The sequence below is a fragment of the Mesorhizobium sp. Primo-A genome (assembly GCF_003997175.1).
Classification (GTDB): Bacteria; Pseudomonadota; Alphaproteobacteria; order Rhizobiales; family Rhizobiaceae; genus Mesorhizobium; species Mesorhizobium ciceri.
Map to the genome: position 1 here is coordinate 1 of NZ_RZTG01000007.1, position 25,207 is coordinate 25,207.

The window sequence follows — 25,207 nt, forward strand, 5'->3', positions numbered from 1 at the left end:
GGTGAAGACTCGGAGATTTGGAGGGGAGGCGAATAGCGAATAGCGAGTAGCAAATAGGGAAGAATTGAAAAGTGAGGGTTGATCGAGACTGTGTCGCCCGTCTCATCATTTCTATTCGCTATTCGCTATTCGCTATTCGCTATTCGCTATTCGCTATTCGCTATTCGCTAAACATTCAGCAACAAATACTCCCGCTCCCACGGACTGATCACTTCCATGAAGGTCTCGAATTCCGCGCGCTTGATCGCCGCATAGGTCGCGGCGAACGACTTGCCCAGATGAGCGCAGAGTTCCTCGTCGCCCTCGAACAGGTCGACGGCTTCAAGCAGGCCGCGCGGCAGGTCGATCTCGTCGGCATTGGCCGTTGTCAGGACCGGGGGCTCGGCCTTGATCTTGTTGGTGATGCCGATCAGCCCGCAGGCAAGCGATGCCGCCAGCGCCAGATAGGGATTGGCATCGGAGGACGGGATGCGGTTTTCGACGCGCCGTGCCGCCGGATCCGAGCGTGGCACGCGAAACGCCGTGGTGCGGTTGTCATAGCCCCATTTGTTGTTGACCGGCGCCGACGCCGCCTGTGTCAGCCGGCGGTAGGAATTGACATAGGGCGCGAACATCACCAGCGCGTTCGGCACATGCTTCTGCATGCCGCCGATAAAGTGGAAAAAATCGTCGGTTTCCGAGCCGTCAGCGGCCGAAAAGATGTTCTGTCCGGTCTTCTTGTCGATGATCGACTGATGGATGTGCATGGCGGAGCCGGGTTGCCCCTGGATCGGCTTGGCCATGAAGGTGGCGTAGATCTCGTGCTTCAGCGCCGCCTCGCGAATGGTGCGCTTGAACATGAACACCTGGTCGGCCAGTTCGATCGGGTCGCCATGGCGCAGATTGATCTCCAACTGGCCGGCACCTTCCTCGTGGATCAGCGTATCGATCTCCAGGCCCTGGCTTTCGGAGAAATGGTAGATGTCGTCGATCAGTTCGTCGAATTCGTTGACGCCGGCGATCGAATAGCCGGCGCCGCCGCCGATCGCGCGTCCCGACCGGCCAACCGGCGGGGTCAGCGGATAGTCCGGGTCGGGATTCTTGCGCACCAGGTAGAACTCGATCTCGGGCGCCACCACAGGCTTCAGGCCGAGCTTGTCATAGGCGGCCACCACACGCTTCAACACGTTGCGCGGCGTGAACTCGACCGAGCGTCCGTCCTGGTGGACGAGGTCGCAGATGACCGCTGCCGTCGGGTCTTCTTCCCAGGGCACCACCGTCAGCGTCGACAGGTCGGGCATCAGTTTGAGGTCGCCGTCGTCTTCCGGGTAATGGAAGCCGTTGCCATCCTCGGGGTAGCCGCCGGATATCGTCGTCATGAAGACTGCCGACGGCAGCGCCAGCGAGGTGTTGGAGGTGAATTTCTTCGATGGCATCATCTTGCCACGCGCGACGCCTGCCTGATCGGGCGTGATGCACTCGATGTCCTCGATGCCGCGCCATTCCAGCCAGGCGCTGACTTCCTTCCAGTTCTTGACGCCTCGTTGGTTTTTCACGAAGGCAGGCGTGCGGGCGCGTCCTCCGCGGCTCGACGGACGGACTTCCTTTTTTGCAGGCGGCATCATTCACCAGATTGGGTTGCGGATTGTGGAGTATAGCCGTGCCCTCCTATGGAAGGGAAGGGGAGCCGCGTCGGGCATTGCCCGGTGCGGTTGAAAATCACGCCAATCGGCTTAGTTTCGGCCGTCCCAATTCCAATCGAGGCGTTCAATGCGGCGCAATGACAAACTGACGACGATCGGCTTCGACGCCGACGACACGTTGTGGCAGAACGAGCAGTTCTTCCGGCTGACGGAAAAGCGCTTTGCCGCCATGCTCGTCGACCATGGCGAAGCGGAGCACATCTCGGCACGATTGCTGGAGGCCGAAAGGCGCAACCTCGCTGTCTATGGCTTCGGCATCAAGGGATTTACCCTGTCGATGATCGAGACGGCGATCGAGGTCACGCAAGGCCGCGTGCCGGGCTCGGTCATAGCGGAGATTCTCGATGCCGGCCGCGAGATGCTGAGCCATCCGATCGAGGCCTTGCCGCACGCCCGCGAGACGGTCGAAAAGCTTGCCGGCGCATTCCGCCTCGTGCTGATCACCAAGGGCGACCTCTTCGACCAGGAGCGCAAGCTGGCTGGCTCAGGCCTTGGCGATCTGTTCGACGCGGTCGAGATCGTCAGCGACAAGAATGCTGCCACCTATAGCAGGCTCTTCAACCGCCACGGCGATGGTCCGGCGAAAAGCATGATGGTCGGCAACTCGCTGAAGTCGGATGTGGTGCCGGCCATCGAGGCCGGCGGCTGGGGTGTTCATGTGCCGCATGAACTGACCTGGGTGCTGGAGCATGTCGAAGCGCCGGTAACCGAATCGAGGTTCCGCCAGATATCCGATCTCGGACAACTGCCCGGACTGATCGAAAGCATCATCGATCCCTGATCGCCGGGCGATCCGTGGTCGCCCGGCCTTACCTGGTTTCGATTCCGGACGGAAAAACCGCTATACACTTTCCCGCAATTGCCTCAGCGGCCGATCAGGCGATCGATCACCGGTTGCAACCGTTCGGGCGTGATCGGCTTGGCGATCACCACGTCGATGACACCAGACAGGCCCAGGCTTTCCGTGGTGCCATTCTTGGTTGACAGCAGGATTACCGGTGGCAGCGATTTGCCCGAGGCGCGGCGCAACGCGTCGATGCTGGACATCAGATTGTCGCAGTCCTTGTTGTCGGCGCCGCCGTCAAGGACAACCGCGCCGGGAATGAGCGACCGCAAGATCCTTGCCGCCGTGTCGGGAGATTCCGAAATCGGCTTGAGCCCGGATCGCTCGACGATCTTTGAAATCACCACGCGATTGATTGGCGACCTGCCGACGACAAGCACCTGCGACGGATCACGGATCGCCTCGGTGGTTGAGCCGCGGGTCACCAGATTCGGATGTCTTGGAGTCTCGCCTTCGCGATTCACCGGGCACACAAGTCAGCCAAGAAGCTCGCCCCTATTTCAATGCAGAGTTGAATCCGGAGCGCAATTGGCGTGAGATCGCAGCCTATGTCAAGTTGAAATAAAAGTGCCCGAAATCATCGCCGGGACAGTGAATTTCAAGCAACGCTACTGTACTCGACTGTCCACACGTGCATTTCATAAAAAGAAAATTCACCTGCGCAGGGGCTGCGCAGGTGAAGGGTCGGTTGCATGAATTTCAGTCAGCCGTGGCTCTGCTGCGTGACGATCACCGGGATCAGCAGATCGCCCCAGTTGCCGTCGCCGCCGTGATGTCGTGCCGAGCGCACGAGTTCCACCGAGACGCCCGCCTCGACCGCCTTCATAACCGACTGGTTGAGGCGGTGCAGGTCGTTGGCCAGCATGCGGATCGTCGCCTGCTGGTCGACGCTCATCGTTGTCGACTGTTCCTCGGCGCGTTCCTTGACGCGGCTTATCGATGCCATTGGTTTTCTCCTTGTGTCCCAAGCCCTGTCGGGCGTTTCCTCTGAGTTTTTCTGTTCGCTATTCGGCGGCCGGTTTGAACTGCGCGTGCTCCGTCGATTCATGCATGGCGGTGGTCGACGACTGGCCGCCGGTGATCGCCATCGACACGGCGTCGAAATAGCCGGTGCCGACCTCGCGCTGATGCTTGGTCGCGGTGTAGCCATCGGCCTCGGCCGCGAACTCCGCTTCCTGCAACTCGGAATAGGCCGCCATCTGCCGCGCCTTGTAGCCGCGCGCCAGTTCGAACATGCCGTAGTTGAGCTGGTGGAAGCCGGCGAGCGTGATGAACTGGAACTTGTAGCCCATGGCGCCGAGCTCCTTCTGGAACTTGGCAATCGTCGCGTCGTCGAGGTTCTTCTTCCAGTTGAACGACGGCGAGCAATTGTAGGCGAGCAGCTTGTCGGGATGGTGCTTGCGCACGCCCTCGGCGAATTTCCTGGCCTGCGCCAGGTCGGGTTTCGAGGTCTCGCACCAGATCAGATCCGCGTACGGCGCATAGGCGATGGCGCGGGCAATGCAGGGCTCGATGCCGTTCCTGACATGATAGAAACCCTCAACCGTGCGCCCGGCGTCGTGGTCGACGAAAGGCTGGTCGCGCTCGTCGATGTCGGAGGTGAGCAGCTTGGCGGCTTCCGCATCGGTGCGCGCGACGACCAGGGTCGGCGTGCCCATCACGTCCGCCGCCAGGCGCGCGGCGTTGAGGTTGCGGATGTGCGCCGCAGTCGGGATCAGCACCTTGCCGCCGAGATGGCCGCATTTCTTTTCCGACGCCAACTGGTCCTCATAGTGGACGCCGGCGGCGCCCGCCTCGATGAAGGCCTTCATGATTTCGAAGGCGTTGAGCGGCCCGCCGAAGCCAGCTTCGGCGTCGGCAACGATCGGCGCGAACCAGGTTTCGACCGAAAGCCCATTGCCTTCGGAGGTCTCGATCTGGTCGGCGCGCTGCAGCGTCCGGTTGATGCGCTTGACCAGTTCAGGCGCCGCATTGGCCGGGTAGAGCGACTGATCCGGATACATCGCGCCAGCCGTGTTGGCGTCGGCGGCAACCTGCCAGCCCGACAGGTAGATCGCCTTCAGCCCGGCGCGCACCTGCTGCATCGCCTGATTGCCGGACATGGCGCCGAGCGCGTTGACGAAGTCCTCCTCGTGGATGAGCTTCCACAGCCGATTGGCGCCCATTTCGGCAAGGCTCTGGCGGATCTGCACCGAACCGCGCAGACGCTTCACATCCGCCGCCGAGTAGGGTCGTTCGATACCGTCGAAGCGACCTTCCGGCGCCGATGGGACGAGGTTGTAAAAATCAGTCATTGGTCACTCCGAGGAATTGCTGATCTGTGTCAAGGCGTCAATCATTTGGGGGTAGTTGGGTATGACTGGATTTACATTTCTGCGCGAAATCAGCCACAAAAATCAGGTAAACTGAGAGGATATAAGAGAAAACCTGTGTTGCGTTTGACAGAAGTGCGTTGTAAATTTGTCATTATTGTAAAAGGCCCGTGCCCAGGAATTCGTGTAAATTGCTGTAAAGGACAGTCCATGGCTGACCAGAAGATCTTCGCCGGGCCGCGCATCCGCCGCATTCGCAACGCCAAGGGCCTGACCCAGACGGCGATGGCCGAGGGTCTCGGCATTTCGCCGTCCTACCTCAATCTGATCGAGCGCAACCAGCGGCCGCTGACGGTGCAGCTGATCCTCAGGCTGGCCTCCGTCTACAAGGTCGATCCACACGAGCTGCAGGGCGAGGCGAGGGGATCTGTCGCTGCCTTGAAGGAAGTGTTCACCGATCCCCTGCTGGTCGGCGAGTTGCCGGGTGATCAGGAACTGATCGAGCTTGCCGAGGCGGCGCCCAATGCGTCCGCGGCCGTGATAAAGCTGTTCCGCGCCTATCGCGAGCAGGCCGAGCGCCTGTCCGACCTCAACGAATTGCTGGCACGCGAGGGTCGGGCGACGGCGCTCTCCGGCGCCCGCCTGCCGATCGACGAGGTGCACGAGATTTTCGAGCGCCGGCCGAACCATTTTGCTGCCCTCGAGGAGGAGGCCGCGGCGTTCACCTCGGTGCTCGATCCCGGCGATGATCTGTTCGGCGCGCTGAAGGCCTGGCTGAAGCGCGAATATGGCATCGTGGTCAAGGTGCTGCCGGTCGCGACCATGCCGAACTGGCGCCGCCGTTACGATCGTCATTCGCAGCGCCTGTTCCTGTCCGAACGCCTGTCGCCGTTCGACCAGTTGCGCGAAGTCGCGATGGAGGCCTGCCTGATCCGCATGACGGTCGCGGTCGCCGGCGAGATCCAGGCGCTCAAGCTGAGCACCGACGAGGCGCGCCGCCTGGCCCGCTTCGAACTTGGCCGTTATGCGGCGCATGCGCTGATGATGCCCTATCAGGCCTTTCACGCGGCTGCCGTGCGCGCCCGCTATGACATCGATGTCCTGCGTTCGCGCTTCGGGGTCTCCTTCGAACAGGCGGCCAACCGGCTGACCATGCTGCAGCGGCAGGGTGCCTCGGGCGTGCCGTTTTTCATGCTGGAGGTCGACAATGCCGGCAACCGCTTCCGCAAGGCCGGCAGCCAGGGCTTTCCTCAAAGCCGCTTTGGCGGCGGCTGTCCCAAGCTGCCCGTGCATGTCGCCTTCACCCAGCCCGGCCAGGTCTTCGTCGAGGCAGTGGAAATGCCCGACGGCGCCGAGTTCCTGTGCATCGCCCGCACGCTGGAAGGGCCGCAAGGCGCATTCTCGGAACGCCCGCGCCGCACCGCGCTGCTGCTCGGTTGCGACATCGGCTTTCGTGACGATATCGTCTATGGCGCGGCATTGCCCGGTGCGGCAATCACCGCAAAGGCCGGCACCGTCGCGGCGACGCCGGTCGGGCCTGCTTGCCGGCTTTGCGAACGCGTCGGCTGCCTGGCGCGGGCAGAACCGCCGGTGACGCGCCCGCTCGGCCTCGACGAGATGGTGACGGGCCTGAGTGCTTTCGATTTTCAGTGACGCCGTGTTCTTCTGAAATGGAGGAAGGTGCCACAATTGTCGGCGGCCGCTGGCTCAGTTCCGGCCTGCGCCTTTGCGTTACGCCAACAGAGCATCTTTTTGTCGTCCCTTGCGCATCGTCCCGTCCACAAGAGCCCGACAGTGGCAGCCATGATCGATACCGCATCGCCGATCGTCGCATCGCCAGCCGTCTCGCCGCGCGAGGAGCGCGTCGGCATGCTTTTGGTCTTCCTGTCGGCGCTGATGTGGAGTTTCGGCGGCGCCATCGCCCGCTTCATCACTGTCGGTGACAGCTGGACGGTCATTTTCTGGCGATCCGTGTGGGCAGCCGCCTTCCTGGTCTGCTTCATGGTTTGGCGTGACGGCTGGCGTGGCATGCTGAAGCTGTTCCGTGACATGGGGTTGCCCGGCCTTGCCGTCGGGATCTGCTTTGCCACGGCATCGACCGCCTTCGTCGTGGCGCTCGCCTACACCACCGTCGCTAACATCCTTTTGATGCAGGCAGGCGTGCCGTTGCTGGCGGCGCTGTTTGCTTGGGCATTGTTTCGCGAAAGGGTTGGTGTCGCGACCTGGGTGGCAATCGCCGCCGTCATCACCGGCGTCGCCATCATGGTGTCGGAATCGCTCGATGGCGCCGTCTCGCCCATAGGCGATGGGCTGGCGCTGTTGATCGCGGTCATGTTTTCAGTCGCCACCGTCATCACCCGGCGGTTCTCCGGCGTGCGCATGACGCCGGCGACGTGCCTCGGCACCATGCTCGCGGCCGGCTTTGCCGTCTCGCAGGCATCGACCCTCACCGTATCTGTCAGTGACATGGGCTTTCTGTTTGCCTTCGGCGTGGTCAATCTCGGCCTCGGCCTGGCCTTCTTCGCCACCGGCGCGCGACTGATCCCGGCGGCCATCGCGGCGCTGCTCGGCACGTTCGAGCCGATCCTCGGCCCGATATGGGTCTGGCTCATTCATTCCGAGGTGCCGTCGGGGCGCACCATCATCGGCGGCGCGGTTGTGGTCACGGCGCTGCTCGTCCATATCGGGCTCGAATTCAAGCGCCAGGCAAGGCCCGAACGCGCAGGGGTCACCGGGGTGCCGTCACCTAATTGAAGCGGCCTGCAGCTTTGCCATTGACAACGTCGCTGCGGCACGGGCAGGCTGGGAATACGGCAACAACAAGACAGGCGTATCTTGCCAAGTCTCCCAGCCGGTCCGATCGGGACCGGACCATATCGTCGTATCTCTGCCCGCGCCATGGCGAAAGCCTCTGACGGTATTGGCACGCCTCCCAGGCCGCCTCAGGGGCATCCAACCATCTCATCGAACCGCCTGCATGGTCTCGGCAGTTCGCGCTTGTCGCCCCTTGGAAAGCTCAATAGTCTGAAGAAAATGCCGGTCGCGCTGATGTCGCGACGAGCCGGTGAAGGAACACTCATCAAAGGAGAATAGCATGATCCGCAAAGCGCTCTGGCTTTCGGCAACGTCGGCATTCCTGACATTTTTCACCGTCGGCGGTCACGCCGAAGATCGTGTCGTCAACGTCTTCAACTGGTCGGACTACATCGACAGTTCGATCATCGACGATTTCACCAAGGAAACCGGCATCAAGGTCGTCTATGATACCTTCGATTCCAACGAAATCCTTGAGACCAAGCTGCTTGCCGGCGGCAGCGGCTATGACGTCGTCGTGCCCAGCGGCAATTTCCTTGCGCGCCAGATCCAGGCCGGCGTGTTCCAGAAGCTCGACAAGTCGAAGCTGCCCAACATTTCCAACATGTGGGATACGGTTTCGGAACGCACGGCCAAGTACGACCCCGGCAACGAATACTCGGTCAACTACATGTGGGGCACGGTCGGCATCGGCTACAACATCAAGAAGGTGCAGGCGGCACTCGGCACCGACAAGATCGACAGCTGGGATGTCTTCTTCAACCCCGACAGCCTGGCCAAACTGAAGGACTGCGGCGTCTACGTGCTGGACTCGCCGGCCGACATCATTCCGGCTGCACTGAAATATCTCGGCCTCGACCCGAACAGCACATCGCCCGACGATATCGCCAAGGCCGAGGAGACCTTGCTCAAGGTCCGACCTTATATCAGGAAGTTCCATTCCTCCGAATACATCAACGCGCTCGCCAACGGCGATATCTGCCTGGCCGTCGGCTGGTCGGGTGACGTGTTCCAGGCCCGCAACCGCGCGGTCGAGGCCAAGCAGGGCGTCGAGATCGGCTATTCCGTGCCGAAGGAGGGTGCGCAGATGTGGTTCGACCAGATGGCGATCCCTGCCGACGCGCCGCATGTCGCGGAGGCGCTCGAGTTCATCAACTACATGATGAAGCCGGAAGTTATCGCCAAGTCGTCGAACTACGTGCTCTACGCAAACGGCAACAAGGCTTCGCAGCAATTCGTCGACAAGGCACTGTTGGAGGATCCCTCGGTTTATCCCGATGCCGAGACCATAAAGAAGCTCTACACCGTCTCGCCATACGATCCCAAGACCCAGCGCGTCATCACGCGCACCTGGACCAAGATCGTCACCGGCCAGTAAGCAATCCGACACGGTCCCGGCAGCCACCTGCCGGGACCGTTTTTACCTGGGGCAAGAAGCAAGAAAATCAGGACGGAGTGGGACATGAAATCGCTTGGCAGCATCCGCAGGGATTTTGCACCGTGGAACGACCCGAACGCCAAGCCGTACATCCAGTTCGACAACGTCACCAAGAAGTTCGGTGACTTCACCGCCGTCAACAATCTGTCTCTGACCATCTTCGAGCGCGAGTTCTTCGCGCTGCTCGGTGCTTCCGGTTGTGGAAAGTCGACGCTGCTCAGGATGCTCGCCGGCTTCGAGGAGCCGACAGCCGGCCGCATTCTGCTCGATGGCCAGGATCTGCGCGGCATCCCGCCCTACCGGCGGCCGGTCAACATGATGTTCCAGTCCTATGCGCTGTTCCCGCATATGACGGTCGAGAACAACATCGCCTTCGGCCTCAAGCAGGACGGCATGCCGAAGCCCGAAATCGCATCGCGCGTTGCCGAGATGCTGAAGCTGGTCAAGCTCGAGCAGTTCGCCAAGCGCAAGCCGCATCAACTGTCCGGCGGCCAGCGCCAGCGCGTCGCGCTCGCCCGCTCGGTCGCCAAGCGGCCGAAGGTGCTGCTGCTCGACGAGCCGCTCGGCGCGTTGGACAAGAAGCTGCGCGAAGAGACGCAGTTCGAACTGATGGACCTGCAGCAGAATCTCGGCCTGACCTTCGTCGTCGTCACCCACGACCAGGAAGAGGCGATGACCATGGCCGATCGCATCGCCATCATCGACAAGGGCGAGGTGATGCAGGTGGCAACGCCGGCCGAAGTTTACGAGGCGCCGGGATCGCGTTTCGTCGCTGGCTTCGTCGGCAACGTGAATATGTTCGAGGGCAAGATCGCGCGTGGCGAGGCGGGCAGCGCCTGCATAGACGCCGGCAACGGCATCACCATCCGCACCGACAATGCCGGCACCGCCGGGGCCGGGACGGCCGTCACCTTCGCCATCAGGCCCGAAAAGATCAAGGTGTCGTCGAAGAAGCCGGCCGAGGCCGTCAACGCCATCGAGGGCGAGGTCTACGACATCGCCTATCTCGGCGACATGACCGTCTATCATGTCAGGCTGGACGACGGCCAGGTGGTGCGCGCCAGCACCATGAACGCGGCCCGCATCACCGAGGATCCGTTGAGCTGGAACGACCGCGCCTGGGTTTCCTTCCGGCCCGACGCCGGCGTCGTGCTGACGCGGTAGGGGGCGACCATGTCGAGCGCCGCCGTCACCACAGCATCAGCCTCTCCGGCATCCAATGCCGGCAGATCCATCCTTGCCAGGCTGGGTGCTGCCTTCGTTGGCCGACTGGTCATCATCATCCCGTATGTCTGGCTGCTGTTCTTCTTCCTCATTCCGTTCGTCATCGTCTTCAAGATCTCGCTGTCGCAGACGGCGATCGCCATTCCGCCCTATACGCCGGCGCTCGATTTCAGCGGCGGTATCTCAGGGTTCCTGGCTCAGCTGAAACAGCTCAGCCTCGACAACTACACCTGGCTGACGCAGGACGCGCTCTACTTCAACGCCTATGTGACCAGCGTCATCATCGCCGCGGTCTCGACGGTCCTGACATTGCTCGTCGGCTACCCCATCGCCTACGGCATGGCGCGCGCGCCGGCGACGATCCGCCCGACCTTGCTGATGCTGGTCATCCTGCCGTTCTGGACCTCGTTCCTGATCCGCGTCTACGCCTGGATCGGCATTCTCAAGCCCGAAGGGCTGCTCAATCAGCTGCTGCTCGCCACCGGCATCATCCACCAGCCGCTGATCATCCTCAACACCTATACGGCGATCTTCATCGGCATCGTCTATTCCTACCTGCCGTTCATGGTGCTGCCGCTCTATTCCGCTCTCGAGAAGATGGACTATTCGCTGATCGAGGCGGCCAAGGATCTCGGTTGCCCGCCGACCAGTGCGTTCTGGAAAATCACCTTCCCGCTGTCGCTGCCCGGCGTCATCGCCGGTTGTCTGCTGGTGTTCATTCCGGCTGTCGGCGAATTCGTCATTCCCGATCTGCTCGGCGGATCGCAGACGCTGATGATCGGCAAGACGTTGTGGAACGAGTTCTTCGCCAATCGCGACTGGCCGGTATCGTCGGCCGTGGCCGTCATCCTGCTGTTGCTGCTGATCGTGCCGATCATGCTCTTCCAGCGGGCTCAGGCGCGCGCTCAGGAAATGGACAGGTGACCTCATGAACGCCACCTGGAGCCGCTTCAACATCACCTCGATCGTGCTTGGCTTTGCCTTTCTCTACCTGCCGATCGTGCTGCTCATCGTCTTCTCGTTCAACGAATCGAAACTGGTCACGGTCTGGGGCGGTTTCTCGACCAAATGGTACGTCTCGCTGTTCCACAACCAGGGTCTCATGGACGCGACCTGGGTGACGGCGCGTGTTGGCCTGATCTCGGCCACGGTTGCGACGGTGCTGGGCACGCTGGCGGCACTCACCTTGACCCGCTACACGCGCTTCAAGGGCAGGGTGCTGTTTTCCGGCATGGTCTTTGCGCCGCTGGTCATGCCGGAAGTCATCACCGGCCTGTCGCTGCTGCTGCTCTTCGTCGCCGTCGGGCTCGACCGCGGCTTCCTCACCGTGACGCTCGCCCACATCACGCTGACCATGTGCTTCGTCGCCGTGGTCGTGCAGTCGCGGCTCATGACTTTCGACCGCTCGCTGGAGGAAGCCGCGATGGATCTTGGCGCCACGCCGGTGAAGACCTTCTTCCAGATCACATTGCCGGTCATCATGCCGGCGATCGTCTCCGGCTGGATGCTGGCTTTCACCCTTTCGCTCGACGATCTGGTCATTGCCAGCTTCACCTCGGGGCCGGGCGCGACGACGCTGCCGATGAAGATCTACAGCCAGGTTCGCCTCGGCGTGACGCCGGAAATCAACGCCGCCTGCACCATCCTGATCGCCGTCGTGGCGATCGGCGTCATCATCGCCTCGCTTGCCAACAAGCGGCGTGAGGTGCAGCGCCAGCTCGACGAGCAGGCCGCGCAACGCGGCTGAAGACGAAAACGCGACCGCTTATTCCCCCGAAACGCCGCGGCTGATCGGGGAAATGAACGGCGTGCTCCAGGTTCCGCCGACGAAGAACGACGACTGGTTGGGGCCTTGCTGGCCGTTGGCCTGCGTTGCCGCCTGATCCGGCTGAATGACGCCGCCGGACAAGGCCAGTCCGCGCCCGGCGTAGGACGCGATGCCGGACAGCCAGATCTTGTACTTCGCTGAATTGGCCTCGGCCTTGTCGATTCGCGCCACGCCCTTCGAAATGGTTGCCTTGATCTCGGCACCGTCGATCGGCAATGTTGCGTCGGAGACATCGTCGAGCGCGAAGAAGCCGCCCTGTTCGGTATGTTTGAGGAAGGCCGGCAGGTTGAGCTTGCTCAACGCACCCGGCCCGAAGGTCGCCGAGACCGAGCCGTCGGCATTGTCGAAGATGGAATCCCAGGTTCTGCCCGGCCCCTTGAGGATCACCGAGACGGTGCCCGTGCCGACCGGCACCAGCCGCGTCATCCCTGCCGCCGTGCCGAAAGCACCGCCGTCGATGTCGGACGCCAGAAGGCGGATTTCGACTTGCGAGCCTTCCGGCTTGCGATCGAAGCGAAGGCTGGTCTGGATGTTGCCGCCGAAGGCCGAGGCATCGGAGATGTCGAAGACGGACAGACCATCCTTGACCTGTGCGGTGGCGGCGACGTCGGCGAGCTGGATCGGCCCCGCCGTGGCGTGCGCCGCCGACAGCCTGAGATCGAGATTGATCTTGTCGGCGAAACTTGTGTCGATTTCGCCAGGCCCCGCCCCTCCGGTCGGCACCAGCGGGGTGAAGGCCGACAGAAACGATCTGAGGTCGAGCGTGTCGAAGGCGAGCGTGCCGGAGATCACCGGTTGTGCTTCACCAAGCGAGAGGTCCAGCGCACCCATCCCCGGATTGTTGTCGAGTGCAATCGCCGTGTTGTCGAACTTGACGCGCCCGCCGGTCGCGGTGATCTTGCTCGAAATGCTGACCGAGCCGATCGCCGCACCCGGAGCGATGCCGGCCTGCGACCATTCCAGGACACGCCGCAGCGAGGGTGCCGAGAACTTCGCTTGACCGTCGAAATAGGTATTTTCAGACATGCTGGCCGTGCCGTCGAACGAGAAGGTGGCGGGCGCCGCCTTGAAGGACAGTGTCAGCGGCGCCGTGCCGCCGGCAAACAGCACAAGCGGTTTGGCCGAGGCGACGTCCAGCGCGACGCTTTCGCCCCGCCAGATGCCGGTTGCCGACAGCGTCGCATTGCTGTTCATCGCCGCCCAATTTGCCTGACCGTTCAAACTGCTCAGGATCTCGACGTCCTTGCCGCCGATGGAGGCTACCATGCGGCCGTCACGAAACTCGACCGTGCCGAAGGTGTCGGTAGGCAGCTTGTCGAGGTCCGGTTTGGCGGGGTCGGCGTTGACCAGGCCGCGCGCCGTGTCGATGGAGCGCGTGATGCGCCCGCCGGTCGGGACAGCGGGCAGGAAAAGGCCGGCAGGCGTGCGCTGGACCCGGATCGTCGGCCGCACCAGCCGCGCCGTCGAAAACACCACGTCGCCGCGCAAGGCCGCCATGGCGGAAAGGTCGACCTCGACCCGTTCTGCCTCGACCACCGGCGGCGCCTCGGTGTCGGTCCATTGTGACAGCGTCACATCGGTCAGGATGGCGCGGAATGTCGGCCAGACCTCGATACGCGGCGAACCGTCGATGGCGACACGGAAGCCGCTCCACGCACTCATTTCCCAGGCGATGCGGTCGCGCACGATACGGGTGGAGGCAATCAGCGGCAGGGCGGCAACGACCAGCGCGACGACGATCACGGCAGCGCCGATCGCCCATATTCCGCGCCGGATCATAGATGATGGCATATGGCCCCGTATGCTTCCATTCCGACAATCGCCCGACGGGTGTAACCCCAGGTGTCACCACGACCCCGGTCGTCACCACGGCCCCGGTCGTCACCACGACTCCAGTCGTGACCAGGACTTCCGGCCGTCACTACGACTTCAAGTTGTCACTACGACTTAGGGCTGAGGCATTTCAAGTCTTTATGGCCCGGCGATGGCATTTGCGCACATCTGGTCGCATCAGCCGAACAAAATCTTGCTCTGCTGCGCTGCGATATGCATAAGCGATGGCGACCGTGGAGGAACGATCATGGCTGCCGAACAACCGCTCTGGACCCCGACGCAAGACCAGATTGACGCAGCACCCTTGACCGCCTTCACCAAAGCCGCCGGAGTCAAAGCCGGCGTAGCGTTTTCCTCGTATTCGCAGCTTCACGCCTGGTCGGTCGAGGACCGTGAAGGGTTCTGGAGCCTGGTCTGGGATTTCTGCGGCATCGTCGGCGACAAGGGCGACAAGCTGCTCGTCGACGGCGACAAGATGCCCGGCGCTTCTTTCTTTCCCGATGCGACACTGAATTTCGCCGGGAATCTGCTGAAGAAGACCGGCTCAGGCGACGCAATCGTGTTTCGCGGCGAAGACAAGGTCGAGCGCCGGCTGTCCTGGAACGAGTTGCACGCGCTGACCTCGCGGCTGCAGCAGCTTTTCCTGTCGCTCAAGGTGAAGAAGGGCGACCGCATTGCCGCCATGATGCCCAACATGCCGGAGACCGTCGCCGCCATGCTGGCCGCCGCCTCGGTCGGCGCCGTCTGGTCGTCCTGCTCTCCCGATTTCGGCGAGCAGGGCGTGCTCGACAGGTTCGGCCAGATCGAGCCCGTCGTCTTCATCGCGCCGGATGGCTATTGGTACAATGGCAAGGCGATCGAAGTCGCCGACAAGATCGCCGCGGTCGCGGCCAAGCTCGGCACTGTCCGCAAGATCCTGGTCGTCGACTATCTCGGCACATCGAGCGATGTCGCCGGGATCATCGACAAGGCGGTGGCGCTGGAAGAGGCGCTGTCGCCCTTCGCCGGCAAGCCCGTCGCCTTCGAGCCGCTGCCGTTTTCGCATCCGCTTTACATCCTGTTTTCGTCGGGAACGACCGGCATTCCCAAATGCATCGTCCATTCGGCCGGCGGCACGCTGATCCAGCATGTCAAGGAACACCGGCTGCATGCCGGTCTCACCGACGGCGACCGCTTTTTCTACTTCACCACCTGCGGCTGGATGATGTGGAACTGGCTGGTGTCGGGGCTCGCTTCGGGTGCGACGCTGCTGCTCTATGACGGTTCGCCCTTCTACCCCGACGGCAATGTGCTGTTCGATTTCGCCGATGCCGAGAAGATGACTTTCCTCGGCACCTCGGCCAAGTTCATCGATTCCGTGCGCAAGGCCGGCCTCAAGCCGATCCGCACGCATGATCTGTCCACTGTGCGGGCAATCTCCTCCACCGGCTCGCCGCTGTCGCCGGAAGATTTCCGCTTTGTCTATGACGGCATCAAGAAGGACGTACATCTGGCCTCGGTCTCCGGCGGCACCGACATCGTCTCCTGCTTCGTGCTCGGCGTGCCGACGCAGCCGGTCTGGACCGGCGAGATCCAGGGACCCGGCCTCGGCCTGGCCGTCGATGTCTGGGACGACGACGGCAGGCCGGTCCGACAGGAGAAGGGCGAGTTGGTCTGCGCAAAAGCCTTTCCGGCGATGCCGATCGGCTTCTGGAACGACCCCGATGGCAAGAAGTACCGGGCGGCCTATTTCGAGCGCTTCGACAATGTCTGGTGTCATGGCGATTTCGCCGAATGGACCGAGCATGGCGGCCTCATCATCCATGGCCGCTCCGACGCCACGCTCAACCCGGGCGGGGTGAGGATCGGCACGGCGGAGATCTACAATCAGGTCGAGCAGATGCCTGAGATCCTGGAAGCATTGTGCATCGGACAGGACTTCGACAACGACGTGCGCGTCATCCTGTTCGTGCGCCTGGCCGCCGGCGTGCAGCTCGACGAGGATCTGGAAAAACGCATACGGGCAAAAATCCGTAGCGGCGCGAGCCCGCGTCACGTGCCGGCAAGGATCGTCGCCGTCACCGACATCCCACGCACCAAGTCGGGCAAGATCACCGAGCTTGCGGTGCGCGACGTGGTGCATGGCCGCGCCATCAAGAACAAGGAGGCGCTCGCCAATCCAGAGGCGCTTGAGCTGTTCAAGAACCTGCCGCAATTGGCCGAGTAGCTGCTAATGCATGTCGCTCAAAAGTGGCCCGGTTTTGAGGCAACGACACGTATGAAAAAGTGACTTCGGAATGGTTAACGAAATATCTCGCTAGAATTTACCTAGATTTCATGAGTGGTACACATTCGTAAATTTTCCGGCGCCCCGGTAAGGGGTTGTTAAGGTCCGGCGTCGATAGTCGCAGGTAACTTGAGGGAGAAATCCCGTTCCTCAGCCCCGAGGATCCGAATTCGCTCAAGCCCCCGTTGTGACAGCAATCCCATCTCTTAAGGCGCCTTTGGGCGCCTTTTTCTTTTTATCGGGATCGAAGCGTGGAGGGCTGATCTATTCCGCGAGCACACGGGTCGATGGAAAAGCGACCTCGACCAAGGTGCCTTCGCCCGGGGTCGAATTGATGGTGAACCGGGCACGGTTGGCTTCCACCATCGCTTTGGTCAAAGGCAGTCCAAGCCCGGTGCCGTCGCCGCGTCCGCGCTTCAGCGCGTTGATCTGCTTGAACGGCTTCAGCGCCTGCTCGATCTCGGCATGGCTCATGCCGATGCCGGTGTCGCGCACCCGCATGACGACGTCGCCCGACGTCTCATAGGCGGTCGAGACGATCACCTGGCCGCCGGCCTGGGTGTAGCGGATGGCATTCGACAGGATGTTGAGCGCGATCTGGCGCACGCTGCGCAGGTCCGCCACCACTTCCGGCAGCCGCGAAGCGAAGCTGGAGCGGATGATGACCCGTTCGCGATTGGCCTGCGGCTGCATCATCGCCACCGTCTCGGCCAGCGTGTCGTTGAGCGACACCGCCTCATAGGCCATCTCCTGCTGGCCGGCCTCGATCTTGGAGATGTCGAGCAGGTCGTTGACCAGGTCGAGCACATGATTGCCCGAGCGGTTGATGTCGCGCAGATAGTCGCGGTAGCGGTCGTTGGCGACAGGTCCGAACTTCTCGTCGACCATCAGTTCGGAAAAGCCGATGATGGCGTTGAGCGGGGTGCGGATCTCGTGGCTGATGCGGGCGAGGAAATCGGTCTTCTGCGAGGACGCGCGCTCGGCCACCGCACGTGCCTGCGTCAAGTCCTCTTCGGCCCGCTTCCACTGCGTGATATCGCGAACGACGGCGCAGAAGCCGCTGTCGTTGGGCAGCCGGCCGATGGTCATGAACAGCGGAATGAAGCGGCCTTGCGATTCGCGACCGATCACCTCACGGCCGTCGTTCATGACACTCGCCACGCCGGGCTCGGACAGTCCGTTGAGATAGTCGCGTGCCGCGCGCTGACTTTCGATGGCAAACAGCGAGGCGAACGGCTTGCCGGTCACATCGTCGCTGTCGAAGCCGAACAGTGCTTCGGCCGGCCGGCTGATCGATCGGATGGTGCCGTCACGGCCGATCAGCACGACGCCGTCGGTGGCGGTGTCGATAATGGTGCGCATCTCGGCGATGCGCACCTTGAGCTCGGAAATATCCGGCTGCGTCTGCTCGTCGCCAACCACATGCAGGCTCGCCGGCGCATCATCCTCGCCGGAGCGTCGCACGACCAGCATCAGCGCCTTGCCGTCGCGCCAGGGGACAGAGCGCAAAATGGCCTCGATCGGGAATTCCTGTCCATCACGCGTCTTCAACCGCAGCGCGCGATCGGTGCCGTCGGAAACGCCGTCGTCGGCATAGGGGTCGGCAAACAACGCGCCGAGGCCGCCGGCATCCGCCAGATCGTCGAGCGCCTCGTAGCCGGTCAGGCTGAGGAATTCCTCGTTCGCATAGTGCAACTGGTCTCCGGAATGGATGAGCAGCGGCACGGGCAGCTTACCGAGCAGCGACGTGTCCGGGGCCTTGTGTTCATCTCCGGCGGAAAACGCCGACGGCACGAACCCTTCGGCCTTGAGCGGCGGAACCTGCAGGCGAGGGCGCTCGACGCGTATTTCCGCAGCGTCGCCTGCATTGACGGCCTGCGCGGCAACCGCCTGCTCGTCAGGCGATGCGGCTTCCTCGTCGGGCTGCGCCCAATCCTCGCTGTCTTCGGCATCGCGAAAATCTGCTGACGTCATGCTGTCGTCATCGAGGACATCATGTGTCGCGTCAGTGGCTTCAGGCTCTTCGCCGGGCGAAACCGCAGCGGTGTTCTCTGGTTCCGCCGCCACGGGGCCACGTTCGTCATCTTGGCCGGCATAGTCCAGCAACGAGCCCGTCACATTCATCCCAGGGGGGGCTTCACGAGCCGCTTCGTCCGGGTGACCGTCAAGCCGTGCCAGATCCTGCTCGTCTTCGGCATCGACATCGGTCTCGGATGGCTCGACCGGTTCGTTCTCTGGCCCTGACGCAGGGATGCCGCCGGTGCGCATCGGGTCGTCGGACGCCTTGACCGGAGCCTCGGTCTCCGCTGCCGACGCCTCAGCAGTCTCAGTCTCTGGTGGCTCGACCGGAGCACTCTCCTTCTTCAGCCGCTCGCCGATTTCGCGGAAGGCGCTGCGTTCCAGGGTCGAGAGGCCCTTGTCGTTGGCTGGCTGGCGATGTTCGGCGAGCCGGATCACCTTGTCGGCAAAGCGCCGCTCCTGTTTCGGCACGATGGTCAGCGCCGGCACCTCGCCCTTGAACGGATCCGATGCCTGAGCGTCCTCGGCCCTGGGCTCCTCAGCGTTCGGCTGTTCGGGCGCGGGTTGGATGACTTGCGGTTCCGGCGTTGCCGGCGCCCGGCCATTGGGCACCAGCGCCATGCCGATGGCCTCCGGATCGACGACCGCGTCGCTGGCGCGGGCAACGCCGAAGCCGCGGAAACCCTCGAAGGCGCGGCTGCGCCCATAGACAGGCAGCGCCGCCAGGTCGACGGGTATCTTCAGATCGGTGCCGACGACCGGCCACAGCACGGAGCGTCCGGACCAGGTATCGCGCCGTTCGAGGAGCCCCGATATCTCGCCCGAGGGGTCGAGGCCGAATGTGGCGGCGACATCCCTGAAGCGTCGGCCAATCACGTCGGCCGCCGGCTTGCCGACGATGTCGGCGAATTCCGGCGACAGCGCGCTGAACTTGCCTTCGGCATCGGTGCGCCAGACGAAGCGCACCGGCGCCGCTGCGCGGTCTATCGCCGAGACGGTCGTCGGCGTGGCCGCGGAGGTGGACTGGACTTCCAGGGCCGCCGGTTCTTGAGGCGCTTCAGGTCCGGACGCAGCTGGTCGCGGCGCCTGTTCCCCTCCGTCCTCGCCGGCGTTGAAGTACCAATGGTCGTGTTGCGCCGGTGTGGGCTCTGCTGCCGCCTGATCGCTGTTGGCAGCCGTCGGCGCCTGCCCGATCACGTCGGTGATCGCATGCGGCTGCGATGCGGCGACGTCCTCGGTCGGCAGTGCGGCGCCTGGTTCCTCGGTCGGCGTCTCGCCACCCTGTTCCGGCTGCGAAGCCGCATCGCCAGCTGGTGCCGCCTCGGCAATGGTTTGCGTGAGGTGTTCGCCCGCAGGGGCTGTGTCGTCGAGCTGGTCCTCGTCGATCACCACCAGCAGATGCCGCTCCTCGGTCAATCTTGCCAGCCCCGCCGGGTAGGAGGCCGTGCCGCCCGGGACAAGGCGCTTGACGATGCGGTCGCTCTCGGCTGCGACGTCGGCAACCAGTGCTGCCAGCGTCTCCGGCAGGATGCCCAGTGCCGAAAATCCTTCCGAGGCCGCCTCAACGTTGCCCCTGGCATCGACAAAGGCGATGAAATGACCATCCTCGGTGAAGCCGCTAATGGCGCGCGCGGCGATTTCGCCGGCACTGCGTGACCCTGTCTGAGCCGCCGGCACTGCCAGCATGATCGCCTTCTCGGCGTCCGGCATGGTCACCGCACTGGCCAGGAAGCCGACGGCGCGGCTGGTCATGCCGGTCGCCAGCCGCACCATGATGGCGCGGTCGCTGCCAATCTCGGGAAATCCGCTGGTCGCCATGATCTGGCGCCTGGCGATCACGGGCAACTGCGCCGAGGCGCCTATGATCGCCTCGATGTCGGGATAACCGAACATCGCGGCTCCTGGCCCATTGGCCCAGATCACCTGCTCCAGATCCGCCGACAGGATCGCGATCGCGTCGCCTGCGGCAAAGCGCTGGCGGACCGCGTCGAGCACGGCGACATCAAGGAAGGAATATTCGGACGGCATGCGCTTGGCGGACCTCACGGAGCGGCGATTTTGCAGTTAACGCTTTGTTAATAAAAGCCGGAGGCGCGAAGGTCCACAAGCCAGAACGTGCAAAGGCTGGAATCTGGGCTCTTGGTTAACGGCCCAAAAGAAATTTATGGTGCACTGCAACAAAGATATTGCAATGCACAAAATTTGCCTTTATATTGCCATCATACATGAACGAGACGGCTTTCTGTCAAAGCCGCTGCCGCTGAAAAGGATGGAAAATGTCCAGGACCAAGACCGCCGAGACGATCGAAAACGTTGAATTCCCGAGCTTCGACGCTTCCAAGGCCACTGACCAGATTCGCGCTTTCGCCGAAAAGGGCGTTGAGCAGTCGAAAGAGGCTTATGCCAAGCTGAAGACCGGCGCCGAGGAGACCCAGAAGGCTCTGGAGTCGACCTACGAGACCGCCAAGACCGTTTCCAACGACCTGTCGCTCAAGACCATCTCCGCTTTGCGTGCCAATGCCGAGGCCGGTTTTTCCCACCTCGAAGCCCTGATCGGCGCCAAGTCGCTGTCGGAAGTCGTCGAGCTGCAGACCGCCTTCCTGCGCAAGCGCGTCGAATCGACCGTCGAGCAGGCCAAGGACTTCCAGGCCGTTGCCTCCAAGGCCGCCGAGGACGTCTCCAAGCCGATCAAGACCGCCTTCGAGAAGGCGATGAAGGAAATCAAGGTTGCCTAACATTTGCGCATGATCTGAAGATGCAACAAAAGGTCGCATTTTCTTAAAAACGATCAGGTGTATGATGGCAGCCATCAAGGAATACCCGGTGAGTGGAACCTCCTCCCTCTGCTCCCCGGGGTGACCAGCCAGCACCTCCTCCCGCTGGCTCGTAACAGGAAAAGGCCGGCACCTCCTCCCGCCGGCCTTTTTCTTTGTCCGTCGCCTGGTCCTTGCCTGCGCCTTCTTGCCGGGCGAATGCCGCGCCGATGTGGGGAAGTGACCTTTGCTTTCCAAAAGCCTTGAATTAGAATCCATAAGCCCGTAAGGACGCATCGCCGAACGACAGAGCGGCGGATGAGTTTCTGTTTCGATCCGCTCAGGCAACGTGCCGTTGTAGCTCAGATGGTTAGAGCGCCGGATTGTGGATCCGGAGGTCGCTGGTTCGATCCCAGCCAACGGTACCATAAATAGAGACATAATTTCAAAGACTTAAAGGCTTCTGGTTAGCTAGGCTGGCTTGGGTGTCGGTGCGTCTTATGGACGTGTACCATTCTGGTGCCATAGGGAGGCCGTCCAGCTATGACGGTCGACAAAATGGCGGTCAGCCGGGAGCGAACCCTGCCAATGACGTCAGCCGTCGTTTCGCCTGAGATCTTTGCGCAGCCAAAAAAGCCGTCGTCCACACGGAACCTTTGCTTGCGGAAACCGCAGGCCAAGTTGCTACCCTCTCGCCGGGAGCGGCATTGCTGGCCTGGTGGTGCGCCGATCTGGTTCCGACGCAAAAGCTGCGTTGGCCGCGGCCGGTGCCCTAATTCCCTTCTTGGCCAAGGCAGATACTCCAGCGTTCAGTTGGGCTCCAGTGCGTACCGCCTCATTTTCAGCAGCCCTGTATGAGGCGATCTCGAATCATCTCTGCAATCGGGATCGCCGAGGTGGCGGCGGGGGAAGGCGCGTTGCAGACGTGCAGCATGCGGTCCGTTTGTGCGAACAGGAAATCATGGATGAGGGCACCGTCCTTGCGCACGGCTTGCGCGCGGATGCCTGCTTCGTGCGGGAGCAGGTCGGCGAGCTTGAGGCTCGGACAGTATTTCCGGCACTCCTTCAGATAGCCTGGCTTCCAGAGCGAGTTGCGGAGTTCCGTTACCGCAGATCCGCGGTTGGCGAACACGGTTTTCCAGAAGCCGGGAAACAGCGCGTAGTCGGCCATGTCCGAAACATTGAACGAAAGCCGTGGATAGCCTTCGCGGGCAAAACCGATAACGGCATTCGGCCCGACCGTGACGCTGCCGTCGATCATCCGCGTCAGGTGCACGCCAAGGAAGGGCAGGGCTGGATCCGGGACGGGATAGATCAGATGGCGGACAATGTCGTTCTTCGATGCGGGAAGGCGATAGTATTCGCCGCGGAAGGGAACGATGCGATGCTCGATCGAAAGCCCGGCGAGCACGGCCAGCCGGTCTGATTGGAGACCGCCGCAGACCACCAGTTTTTTCGCCTGCCAGTTTTCGCCGGCCGACGCGATATCGACGGAATCGATGACTTCGCGAATGCCGGTGACGCGCGTCGACAGGCGGATCTCGCCGCCAAGCGCCCTGATGCGCCGCCCCATGGCTTGGCAGACATCGGCATAGCTGACGATGCCGGTCGAGGCCACGAAAAGCGCGCCGAGACCGCGGATGTTCGGTTCCCGCTCCTTCAATTCACCCTCGCTGACGCGCCGGACTTCGATCGTGTTCTGCTTCGAGCGTTCGTGGAGCGCCTCCATGCGCTGCACTTCGAGTGCGGAGGTGGCGACGAGCAGTTTGCCGCAGACATCGAAGCGGATGCCGTTCTCCTGGCAGAAGGCCTTGGTGGCATCCGCGCCCTTGCGGCAGAGCTCGGCCTTCAGGCTGCCTGGCGGATAGTAGATGCCGGCATGGATGACACCACTGTTGTGGCCGGTCTGGTGCTTGCCGAGAGCCTCCTCTTTTTCCAACAGGATCAGGCTGCAGCCGGGATATGTTTCCAGCAGCCGCATGGCCGTCGCCAGGCCGACGATGCCGCCGCCGATGACGCAGTAGTCGAAAATCATTGTTGTAGCCCTTGCCTGCCCGATTATGCGTGCGCCGTCTGACGATCGCCATAGTCGAAATAGGCCTTTTCCAGCGCATGCCCGTCGGCAAGCTCGCTTGCCGAACCCTCCAGCGCGTTATGGCCGTTGCGCGGCACGTAGACGCGGGAAGCGAGGTCGAGAATGCGAGCGGTGGACCGTTCGACGACGAGCAGGGTCAGCCCGCTGGCGTTAAGCTGGCGGAGGCTTTCGTAGACCTGGTCGATCACCAGCGGCGCAAGGCCAAGCGACGGTTCATCGATCATCATCAGCGACGGGCGCTGCAGGATGGCGCGGGCGATGGCAAGCTGCTGCTGCTCGCCGCCGGAAAGGTGGCCGGCAACGCCGCGGTAGCGGGTCCTGAGGATCGGAAGATTTCCAGAACCCGTTCCCAGATCGGCGGCCGCTTCGGCCTTGTCCTTGCGGATCATGCCGCCGAGCAGCAGGTTTTCCCGCACCGTCAGTGTCCGGAAGATACTGCGGCCTTCCGACACCAGTGCCAGGCCCTTCCGGCATAGCTTTTCCGGCGCCTGGCCGGCGATCGACTCGCTGTTGAAGGCAAGCGTGCCCCCGGTCGGCGCCATGGCCCGGAAATTGATTTCAGAAGCGTGGATTTGCCGGCGCCGCGATCTGGCCTCGTCGTTCCCGGCAAGCAGCAGCTGACGATCAATCTCCTCGCGTGGTATCGACATCTCACGGCGGCCAGATATCGCTGCCCTGATATCAAGTGTGTAGACCGGACGCCGCTGCGGAATGCCAAAGGATAGTGCTCTTTGACAATCTTCCCCTTCACTGAAGCCACCCCGATCCAGTTCCAGCAGCCCCTGCCGAGGACCTCGGACGTCGTGATCATCGGCGGCGGGGTCATTGGCGTGACCACGGCACTGTTCCTGGCGCGGCGGAACGTCTCGGTGACGCTGCTGGAAAAGGGACGCATCGCCGCCGAGCAATCCTCGCGCAACTGGGGCTGGATCCGGCAGCAGGGCCGCGATGCCGACGAACTGCCGATCGTCATCGAAGCGCAGCGCCTCTGGCGGCAACTGGCACAGGAATGTGGCGAGGACATAGGACTGAAGCAGACGGGCGTTACCTATCTTGCGCGAACAGACAAGGAGATGGCCGGCTTCGCGAAATTCCTGAAGATCGCCCAGGCTCATGGCGTCGACACGCGTCTCCTCGACCAGGGTGAGCTGGCAAGCCTGATCCCGGCCATGTCGCGACTGTTCAAAGGCGCAATGATCACTCCATCGGACATGCGGGCAGAACCTTGGGTCGCCGTGCCCGCGCTTGCTCGCCTGGCGGCCCGCGAAGGCGCGACGATCATCGAGAATTGCGCGGCACGTATGCTCGACATCTCCGCGGGACGCATCAGTGGCGTCTGGACCGAGAAAGGGCTCATCGCGGCCTCGAGCGTCCTCGTCGCCAGCGGCGCGTGGACGTCGCTGTTCCTGCGCGCCCACGGCATCTCGATTCCGCAGCTCAGCGTCAGGGCGACTGTCGCTGCGACAGCGCCGATGGCGGAAATCCACGCCGGTGCCGCCGCGGACGAACGCATCGCTTTCCGGCGCAGGCAGGATGGCGGGTACACGCTCGCATCGGGAGGCAGCAGCCAACTCTACATAGGGCCGGACGCATTTCGCCATGCAGGCAAATATGTCAGCGCCCTGATGGCCAATCCGTTCGGCACACGCTACCTGCCGGCCGCGCCGCGAGGCTACCCGGACGGCTGGTCGACCCCGCGCAGCTGGAACGCGGATGAAGAAAGCCCTTTCGAACGGATGCGCGTCCTCAATCCGGCTCCCGAGACGTCGGCGCTCCGCGCCATCGACGGCGGGTTCAGGGAGCTTTTCCCTCAGTTCACGACCGTACCGCTCAAGGCGAGCTGGGCGGGCATGATCGATGCGATGCCTGATGTCGTGCCCATCGTCGATCGCGCCGCTGCGTTCCCAGGCCTCGTTGTCGCGACCGGGATGAGCGGCCACGGCTTCGGCATAGGACCCGGAATGGGCCGCATCCTGTCCGATTTGATCCAGGGCAACGAGACCGGGCACAATCTCCACAGGTTCCGTCAATCCCGTTTCAGCGACGGCAGCCCGATCCGATTGGGACCATCGCTGTAAGTATTTCTGCCGCCCGCCAGC

General features: G+C 62.7%; 18 protein-coding genes and 1 tRNA gene. 11 read left to right on the forward strand and 8 right to left on the reverse strand.

Annotation, left to right across the window (positions count from 1 at the left end; genetic code table 11):
- Positions 1-167 precede the first annotated feature (167 nt).
- Positions 168-1,604 (reverse strand): glutamine synthetase family protein, encoded by a 1,437-nt coding sequence (locus EOC83_RS14005; RefSeq protein WP_027035719.1) that lies wholly within the window; start codon positions 1,602-1,604, stop codon positions 168-170.
- 145 nt (positions 1,605-1,749) lie between these two features.
- Here EOC83_RS14005 and EOC83_RS14010 point away from each other — a divergent pair, with 145 nt between their 5' ends.
- The gene (locus EOC83_RS14010) at positions 1,750-2,463 is read left to right on the forward strand and encodes an HAD family hydrolase (RefSeq protein ID WP_063170071.1); all 714 of its coding nucleotides are present in this window, start codon (positions 1,750-1,752) and stop codon (positions 2,461-2,463) included.
- 83 nt (positions 2,464-2,546) lie between these two features.
- Here EOC83_RS14010 and EOC83_RS14015 read toward each other — a convergent pair whose 3' ends face one another.
- The 3 genes from EOC83_RS14015 to aceA all read right to left on the reverse strand — a co-directional run bounded on the left by EOC83_RS14015 (position 2,547) and on the right by aceA (position 4,820).
- A complete protein-coding gene (locus tag EOC83_RS14015; RefSeq protein ID WP_224621462.1) occupies positions 2,547-2,951 on the reverse strand; it encodes a response regulator in 405 nt (134 codons plus the stop codon).
- 278 nt (positions 2,952-3,229) lie between these two features.
- Positions 3,230-3,472, reverse strand: coding sequence for a hypothetical protein (locus EOC83_RS14020; protein WP_006202762.1), 243 nt, complete (start codon positions 3,470-3,472; stop codon positions 3,230-3,232).
- A gap of 58 nt (positions 3,473-3,530) precedes the next feature.
- Positions 3,531-4,820 (reverse strand): isocitrate lyase, encoded by a 1,290-nt coding sequence (gene aceA, locus EOC83_RS14025; protein WP_063170072.1) that lies wholly within the window; start codon positions 4,818-4,820, stop codon positions 3,531-3,533.
- A gap of 228 nt (positions 4,821-5,048) precedes the next feature.
- On the opposite strand from aceA, the gene EOC83_RS14030 reads away from it, so the two are divergent.
- The 6 genes from EOC83_RS14030 to EOC83_RS14055 all read left to right on the forward strand — a co-directional run bounded on the left by EOC83_RS14030 (position 5,049) and on the right by EOC83_RS14055 (position 12,061).
- Positions 5,049-6,491 carry an XRE family transcriptional regulator gene (locus EOC83_RS14030; RefSeq protein WP_013530246.1) on the forward strand — a complete coding sequence of 481 codons (1,443 nt, stop codon included), beginning with the start codon at positions 5,049-5,051 and terminating at the stop codon, positions 6,489-6,491.
- A 150-nt stretch (positions 6,492-6,641) separates the two neighbouring features.
- Positions 6,642-7,592: a DMT family transporter gene (locus EOC83_RS14035; RefSeq protein WP_063170073.1), complete on the forward strand. Its 951-nt coding sequence runs from the start codon at positions 6,642-6,644 to the stop codon at positions 7,590-7,592.
- 340 nt (positions 7,593-7,932) lie between these two features.
- On the forward strand, positions 7,933-9,030 hold the full coding sequence (locus EOC83_RS14040; protein ID WP_013530248.1) for a polyamine ABC transporter substrate-binding protein: 1,098 nt from the start codon (positions 7,933-7,935) through the stop codon (positions 9,028-9,030).
- Between the two features lie 84 nt (positions 9,031-9,114).
- Positions 9,115-10,254, forward strand: coding sequence for an ABC transporter ATP-binding protein (locus tag EOC83_RS14045; protein ID WP_063170074.1), 1,140 nt, complete (start codon positions 9,115-9,117; stop codon positions 10,252-10,254).
- Between the two features lie 9 nt (positions 10,255-10,263).
- Positions 10,264-11,238 (forward strand): ABC transporter permease subunit, encoded by a 975-nt coding sequence (locus EOC83_RS14050; RefSeq protein WP_063170075.1) that lies wholly within the window; start codon positions 10,264-10,266, stop codon positions 11,236-11,238.
- A 4-nt stretch (positions 11,239-11,242) separates the two neighbouring features.
- Positions 11,243-12,061, forward strand: coding sequence for an ABC transporter permease subunit (locus EOC83_RS14055; RefSeq protein ID WP_013530251.1), 819 nt, complete (start codon positions 11,243-11,245; stop codon positions 12,059-12,061).
- A gap of 18 nt (positions 12,062-12,079) precedes the next feature.
- On the opposite strand, the gene EOC83_RS14060 is transcribed toward EOC83_RS14055, so the two are convergent.
- Positions 12,080-13,933, reverse strand: coding sequence for an AsmA family protein (locus tag EOC83_RS14060; RefSeq protein WP_024505753.1), 1,854 nt, complete (start codon positions 13,931-13,933; stop codon positions 12,080-12,082).
- A gap of 289 nt (positions 13,934-14,222) precedes the next feature.
- Here EOC83_RS14060 and EOC83_RS14065 point away from each other — a divergent pair, with 289 nt between their 5' ends.
- Complete coding sequence (locus EOC83_RS14065; protein ID WP_063170466.1) at positions 14,223-16,181, forward strand: acetoacetate--CoA ligase; 1,959 nt, start codon at positions 14,223-14,225, stop codon at positions 16,179-16,181.
- 324 nt (positions 16,182-16,505) lie between these two features.
- On the opposite strand, the gene EOC83_RS14070 is transcribed toward EOC83_RS14065, so the two are convergent.
- Complete coding sequence (locus tag EOC83_RS14070) at positions 16,506-20,288, reverse strand: PAS domain S-box protein (RefSeq protein WP_063170076.1); 3,783 nt, start codon at positions 20,286-20,288, stop codon at positions 16,506-16,508.
- Between the two features lie 248 nt (positions 20,289-20,536).
- Here EOC83_RS14070 and EOC83_RS14075 point away from each other — a divergent pair, with 248 nt between their 5' ends.
- Positions 20,537-20,995: a phasin gene (locus tag EOC83_RS14075; RefSeq protein WP_013530255.1), complete on the forward strand. Its 459-nt coding sequence runs from the start codon at positions 20,537-20,539 to the stop codon at positions 20,993-20,995.
- A 369-nt stretch (positions 20,996-21,364) separates the two neighbouring features.
- Positions 21,365-21,441: transfer RNA gene (locus EOC83_RS14080), tRNA-His, on the forward strand.
- Positions 21,442-21,854: 413 nt separating this feature from the next.
- Here EOC83_RS14080 and lhgO read toward each other — a convergent pair.
- Entirely contained in the window at positions 21,855-23,045 is a 1,191-nt protein-coding gene (lhgO, locus tag EOC83_RS14090; RefSeq protein WP_199489664.1) for an L-2-hydroxyglutarate oxidase, read from the reverse strand.
- Positions 23,046-23,071: 26 nt separating this feature from the next.
- The gene (locus EOC83_RS14095) at positions 23,072-23,758 is read right to left on the reverse strand and encodes an ATP-binding cassette domain-containing protein (protein WP_063170078.1); all 687 of its coding nucleotides are present in this window, start codon (positions 23,756-23,758) and stop codon (positions 23,072-23,074) included.
- 81 nt (positions 23,759-23,839) lie between these two features.
- On the opposite strand from EOC83_RS14095, the gene EOC83_RS14100 reads away from it, so the two are divergent.
- The gene (locus tag EOC83_RS14100; protein ID WP_063170079.1) at positions 23,840-25,186 is read left to right on the forward strand and encodes an FAD-binding oxidoreductase; all 1,347 of its coding nucleotides are present in this window, start codon (positions 23,840-23,842) and stop codon (positions 25,184-25,186) included.
- The last annotated feature ends 21 nt before the right edge of the window (positions 25,187-25,207 follow it).

Excerpts from the sequence above, each read along its gene's own strand:
- EOC83_RS14060 (WP_024505753.1), bottom strand. The coding sequence starts at position 13,933 with ATGCCATCATCTATGATCCGGCGCGGAATATGGGCGATCGGCGCTGCC.
- EOC83_RS14065 (WP_063170466.1), top strand. The coding sequence starts at position 14,223 with ATGGCTGCCGAACAACCGCTCTGGACCCCGACGCAAGACCAGATTGAC.
- EOC83_RS14030 (WP_013530246.1), top strand. The coding sequence starts at position 5,049 with ATGGCTGACCAGAAGATCTTCGCCGGGCCGCGCATCCGCCGCATTCGC.
- EOC83_RS14050 (WP_063170075.1), top strand. The coding sequence starts at position 10,264 with ATGTCGAGCGCCGCCGTCACCACAGCATCAGCCTCTCCGGCATCCAAT.
- aceA (WP_063170072.1), bottom strand. The coding sequence starts at position 4,820 with ATGACTGATTTTTACAACCTCGTCCCATCGGCGCCGGAAGGTCGCTTC.
- EOC83_RS14040 (WP_013530248.1), top strand. The coding sequence starts at position 7,933 with ATGATCCGCAAAGCGCTCTGGCTTTCGGCAACGTCGGCATTCCTGACA.
- EOC83_RS14095 (WP_063170078.1), bottom strand. The coding sequence starts at position 23,758 with ATGTCGATACCACGCGAGGAGATTGATCGTCAGCTGCTGCTTGCCGGG.
- EOC83_RS14035 (WP_063170073.1), top strand. The coding sequence starts at position 6,642 with ATGATCGATACCGCATCGCCGATCGTCGCATCGCCAGCCGTCTCGCCG.
- EOC83_RS14055 (WP_013530251.1), top strand. The coding sequence starts at position 11,243 with ATGAACGCCACCTGGAGCCGCTTCAACATCACCTCGATCGTGCTTGGC.
- EOC83_RS14075 (WP_013530255.1), top strand. The coding sequence starts at position 20,537 with ATGTCCAGGACCAAGACCGCCGAGACGATCGAAAACGTTGAATTCCCG.
- EOC83_RS14005 (WP_027035719.1), bottom strand. The coding sequence starts at position 1,604 with ATGATGCCGCCTGCAAAAAAGGAAGTCCGTCCGTCGAGCCGCGGAGGA.
- EOC83_RS14020 (WP_006202762.1), bottom strand. The coding sequence starts at position 3,472 with ATGGCATCGATAAGCCGCGTCAAGGAACGCGCCGAGGAACAGTCGACA.
- EOC83_RS14045 (WP_063170074.1), top strand. The coding sequence starts at position 9,115 with ATGAAATCGCTTGGCAGCATCCGCAGGGATTTTGCACCGTGGAACGAC.
- EOC83_RS14070 (WP_063170076.1), bottom strand. The coding sequence starts at position 20,288 with ATGCCGTCCGAATATTCCTTCCTTGATGTCGCCGTGCTCGACGCGGTC.
- EOC83_RS14010 (WP_063170071.1), top strand. The coding sequence starts at position 1,750 with ATGCGGCGCAATGACAAACTGACGACGATCGGCTTCGACGCCGACGAC.